Raw genomic sequence first — 1,032 nt, 5'->3', positions numbered from 1 at the left:
CAGAATGGGTCGAGTAGATGGGCTCCACAACAGGTTAGGATCGTGTTGGCATTCTCTGTTTGCCGGCTGGTTTCCCGGCGTGCCTTGCGCCAGAGGGAAAACAAAGTAGGCCTCCGAACGCGGCGTCCAGTCATATGGGAGCCAAGTACGGAGCAGCAACGAGCTTGCGAAGTTGTTGCGTAGTGCTTGGTGACCAGGACGGCTGGGGCACAAATAGGTTGTCAAAGGCCGAGTCAAGGAACTGAAACTGGATTTTGGCGGCGACACCTTGCCGTGTTCGGATTTCAATGCCAATGCGCTGTACTTCTTGATCTCGGCGCTCTCCTATAATCTGTTTGCCCTCATGCGTCAGTTGTTGCCTGGAGAACTGGCGCAGCACCGCGCCATAACAATACGTTGGCGTCTGTATGGCATGGCGGCAAAAGTAGTCAAAACGGGGCGACAACTGTTCGTAAAACTCGCAGAGCGACATCGAATGCTTCTGGAACAGGTGCTCATTGCACTGAAGGCGTTTGAACCGCCGCCCATTTGAGGAAGTTTGCGACCAATCAGGCGGCTATGACGGGACAGGTCCGTCTGAAAGCAGCCGGGTTGCGTTGCAAGGGCGTGGGATATGGATTTTGTTCGGATTTCCTAGTCAAATCCGGTCTAATTCATCGCTGTCTGCAATTCAACCAAGCGGAAATCAGTGGATATTGGCGCCCTTCGGGCGCTGATATGCCTCTATCTGGGGATTTGGGTAATCATGATCAATTGTATCCTGTATCGATACACGCTATAAGCCGGTTTTATTGTTTGGTTAAAGGCGTGTCTCACTAGTAAAATTACGCTATTTGTGAAACATTGAATAGTTGACGGCATACGGAACACTCATTACCCTGTAAATCATAAGTTCTCAAGCTGTTCCACAAACGACCGTATTCTTTACAAGCCGCAAATCCCCCCAAAAACCACCGACAATCACTGGTTATCCGCAAAGAAATAGCGCAAACTTATCTACGTAAATATAACGAGCGTTTATTATACGGATCG

At 49.7% G+C, this 1,032-nt stretch carries 2 protein-coding genes; one reads left to right on the top strand and one right to left on the bottom strand.

Annotated elements, in window-relative coordinates; all coding sequences use genetic code 11:
- A partial coding sequence (locus tag ACOCD2_RS21730; RefSeq protein ID WP_419626101.1) for a hypothetical protein occupies positions 1 to 294 on the bottom strand: 294 nt, incomplete at its 3' end.
- Between ACOCD2_RS21730 and ACOCD2_RS21725 the strand changes: the two genes are divergently transcribed.
- Positions 269 to 532, top strand: a complete 264-nt coding sequence (locus ACOCD2_RS21725) for a transposase (RefSeq protein WP_419586235.1) — start codon at positions 269 to 271, stop codon at positions 530 to 532. The two genes, ACOCD2_RS21730 and ACOCD2_RS21725, sit on opposite strands and share 26 nt — an antisense overlap.
- Positions 533 to 1,032 lie beyond the last annotated feature (500 nt).

The sequence above is a fragment of the Thiolapillus sp. genome (genome assembly GCF_048562965.1).
Lineage (GTDB): Bacteria > Pseudomonadota > Gammaproteobacteria > Chromatiales > Chromatiaceae > Thiolapillus > Thiolapillus brandeum_A.
This window is presented reverse-complemented; position numbering and strand designations above follow the sequence as displayed.